Origin of the sequence: Methylobacterium indicum (genome assembly GCF_001043895.1) — a bacterium.
Lineage (GTDB): Bacteria > Pseudomonadota > Alphaproteobacteria > Rhizobiales > Beijerinckiaceae > Methylobacterium > Methylobacterium indicum.
Map to the genome: position 1 here is coordinate 1 of NZ_JTHF01000415.1, position 3,334 is coordinate 3,334.

The following is a 3,334-nucleotide window of genomic DNA, read 5'->3' on the forward strand; positions in this document are numbered from 1 at the left end:
CCGGAACCCCCGCCCATGACCCGCATCGACAACGCCCGCACCATCCGCGCGCCCCACGGCACCACCCTCACCGCCAAGAGCTGGCTCACCGAGGCGCCGTTGAGGATGCTGATGAACAACCTCGATCCCGACGTCGCCGAGCGGCCGGGCGAGCTGGTGGTCTATGGCGGCATCGGCCGGGCCGCGCGGGACTGGGCGAGCTTCGACCGCATCGTGGCGGCGCTGAAGGATCTCGACGATGACCAGACCCTGCTGGTCCAGTCCGGCAAGCCTGTCGGGGTTTTTCGCACTCACGCCGACGCCCCCCGGGTGCTGATCGCCAACTCGAATCTCGTGCCGCACTGGGCGACTTGGGATCATTTTCACGAGCTCGATCGCAAGGGCCTGATGATGTACGGCCAGATGACGGCCGGCTCCTGGATCTACATCGGCAGCCAGGGCATCGTGCAGGGCACCTACGAGACCTTCGTGGAGATGGGCCGCCAGCATTACGCCGGCGACCTCTCCGGCCGCTGGATTCTGACGGCGGGCCTGGGGGGCATGGGCGGGGCCCAGACGCTCGCCGCCACCATGGCGGGCGCGTCCTGCCTCGCCGTCGAGGCGCAGGCCTCGCGCATCGAGTTCCGCCTGCGCACCGGTTACGTCGACGTCCAGGCCCGCGACCTCGACCACGCGCTCGCGCTGATCGAGGAATCCTGCCGCGCCAAGACCCCGCGGTCGGTCGCGCTGCTCGGCAACGCGGCGGAGATCTTCGGCGAACTCTACGCCCGCGGCGTGCGCCCCGACTGCGTCACCGACCAGACCTCGGCCCACGATCCCGTCAACGGCTACCTGCCGGCGGGCTGGACGGTCGCCGAATGGGAGGCCAGGCGGGAGACCGATCCGGCGGCGGTCGCCGCGGCGGCGAAACGCTCGATGGCGGTGCATGTCCGGGCGATGCTCGATTTCCACCGCGCCGGCGTGCCGGTGGTCGATTACGGCAACAACATCCGCCAGATGGCCCTGGAGGAGGGCGTCGAGGACGCCTTCGCCTTCCCGGGCTTCGTCCCGGCCTATATCCGCCCGCTCTTCTGCCGCGGCGTCGGCCCGTTCCGCTGGTGCGCCCTCTCGGGCGACCCGGAGGACATCTACCGCACCGACGCCAAGGTGAAGGAGCTGCTGCCGGACAACCAGCACCTCCACCGCTGGCTCGACATGGCGCGGGAGAAAATCCGGTTCCAGGGCCTGCCGGCGCGGATCTGCTGGGTGGGCCTCGGCGACCGCCACCGTCTCGGCCTCGCCTTCAACGAGATGGTCCGTACCGGCGAGTTGAAGGCGCCGATCGTCATCGGGCGCGATCACCTCGATTCCGGCTCGGTCGCCTCGCCGAACCGCGAGACGGAGGCCATGCGCGACGGCTCGGATGCGGTCTCGGACTGGCCGCTGCTGAACGCGCTCCTCAACACCGCGTCCGGCGCCACCTGGGTCTCGCTGCACCATGGCGGCGGTGTCGGGATGGGCTTCTCGCAGCATGCCGGCATGGTGATCGTCTGCGACGGCAGCGAGGCCGCCGACCGGCGCCTGGAGCGGGTTTTGTGGAACGACCCCGCCACCGGCGTGATGCGCCACGCCGATGCCGGCTACGACGACGCGGTGGCCTGCGCCCGCGAGCATGGGCTCGACCTGCCGTCGCTCGGGTAAGGACGTCCACGCGTCAGCCCACCTGCGCCTCGTGTCGATGATCGACCGATCCCGAAGGATGGCTCCAGCAAGGACCGAGATTGCTGGAGCCATCCTTCGTGGTCATCCGATCGTCTGCCGTCATTCTTTCGCGGTCGAAGCCGGGGCGGAATGGCGATCCGAACGTCGGCTTGTCTGCCGGATGGTATCGGGTGGCGCAGGACGTATTTCGGGAACGGGGCCGAAATCCACGGTGACCGGACGCCTGGACGTTCTGACAGCCCGGTCCGACCGCGCGTCGGATTTCGCCGTCGTGATCCCCAGGACCGCCTTCCCGGGCCCGCCTCGTCCACCGGAACAGGGTCCGGGACTGCGGGGAAACCGTGCAGGGCTTCGAGCCGGATCGGCTGCTTGTCCCCGCTGTCCCCGATGTACGTCCTCGTGCCGCGACGGTGCTTTGCATCCCGCATCGCCGGCGCATCGCGATCGAGGCTGCCGACCCGCAATGTTCTGTCCGCCGCGCCCGGCAGCCACTCGCCATAGGGATCCACCGCCGCCAGGGCGTACTTCACGAACGGCTCGCCGAGGCGCCACCCTCCGCTCTTCCGCCTTCATGCCTCGTCCGGCAGCCTGTCCGATCCCGTGATTCCGCTCGTACGATGCGAGGTTCCGCGAGTCGAGAACCCGATCCTCCCTCCCGGAGAGTCCCACAGGAAAGCTTACGCGAGTCGAGTCCAGCCCAGCGCCCCCGGTTCGACAGACGCGATGGCCGATCGGTTCGTTCCGACGAGTCGGTGGACTCCTGTGGATCGCCTGTGACTCGCCTCTCGACTCGGGAATGCGGCGCAGGACTCGGGGATCACGGTCCCTGTCCGGGTTTTCCCCAGTATGCACCGTTTAGAGTGTTACAGGAATCTTTATGGATTTAGGCGCTCCGGCGGCGGCGATTCCTCGAACTCGCCCAAAAGCTTAATGCGGGTGGGCCGTTCCCGATGTGCCGAGGATCCGTCCCCGTTGTACCGGCCGTCCCGTCCCCGATGTGCCGTGTCGGCGTTCCCGATGGGACGGGGCCGTTCCCGAAGTACCGATCCACCCCGGTGCCGTTCCCGATGTGCCGACTCGGCCCGAGTCATTCACAGGGATTCCGGGGATTTCCCCTCGGGGCCGGGAGCTCCCCGCGCCCGCCGACCCGTACATCGGGAACGGGCGGGCCTGTGGATTACCGGGCGTCGCGCACGAACCGCTCGGCAAACCCCAAAAAGGCGCTCTCGTAGTGCTTCGGCTCGCGGGTCGCGTCGCCCTCAAGCCAGTGGTCGAACTCGGTCTTGAGGCCGTAGACGTCCCAGCCCGGATGGGCCTTGCGGCAGAGCGCGATCGTCTCGTCCGACAGGTGGCGGAAGAGCGGCAGCTCGGTCCCGGCCTTGGGCTTGCGGGTGCGTTTCGGCTTTTCCGTCGGAGCCGCCAGCACCTCGTCGCTCGCGAGGTCGCGGCGGATCATCCGCAGGTGCGGCTCGCCGCGATCCTTCTCCTCGATCCGCAGGACGAAGCCCGGCAGCTCGTCGGCCTTGGCGATCTTGGCGATCTCGAACTTGAACCGGCGATAGGTCCCCTCGGCGCCCGACTTGTCGAACAGGGTCGGCAGGCTGATGGCGAACCCCCCCTCCCCCGCCCCGCC

At 68.8% G+C, this 3,334-nt stretch carries 1 protein-coding gene and 1 pseudogene; one reads left to right on the top strand and one right to left on the bottom strand.

The features are described from left to right. Window positions 1–15: 15 nt before the first annotated feature. Window positions 16–1,680: a urocanate hydratase gene (gene hutU, locus QR78_RS30955; RefSeq protein ID WP_048431475.1), complete on the top strand. Its 1,665-nt coding sequence runs from the start codon at window positions 16–18 to the stop codon at window positions 1,678–1,680. Between the two features lie 1,198 nt (window positions 1,681–2,878). Here hutU and QR78_RS30960 read toward each other — a convergent pair. Beyond that, window positions 2,879–3,334: pseudogene (locus QR78_RS30960) on the bottom strand (replication initiator protein A); the annotation flags it as partial.

Coding starts and splice junctions, on each gene's coding strand:
- hutU (WP_048431475.1), top strand. CDS start 16: ATGACCCGCATCGACAACGCCCGCACCATCCGCGCGCCCCACGGCACC.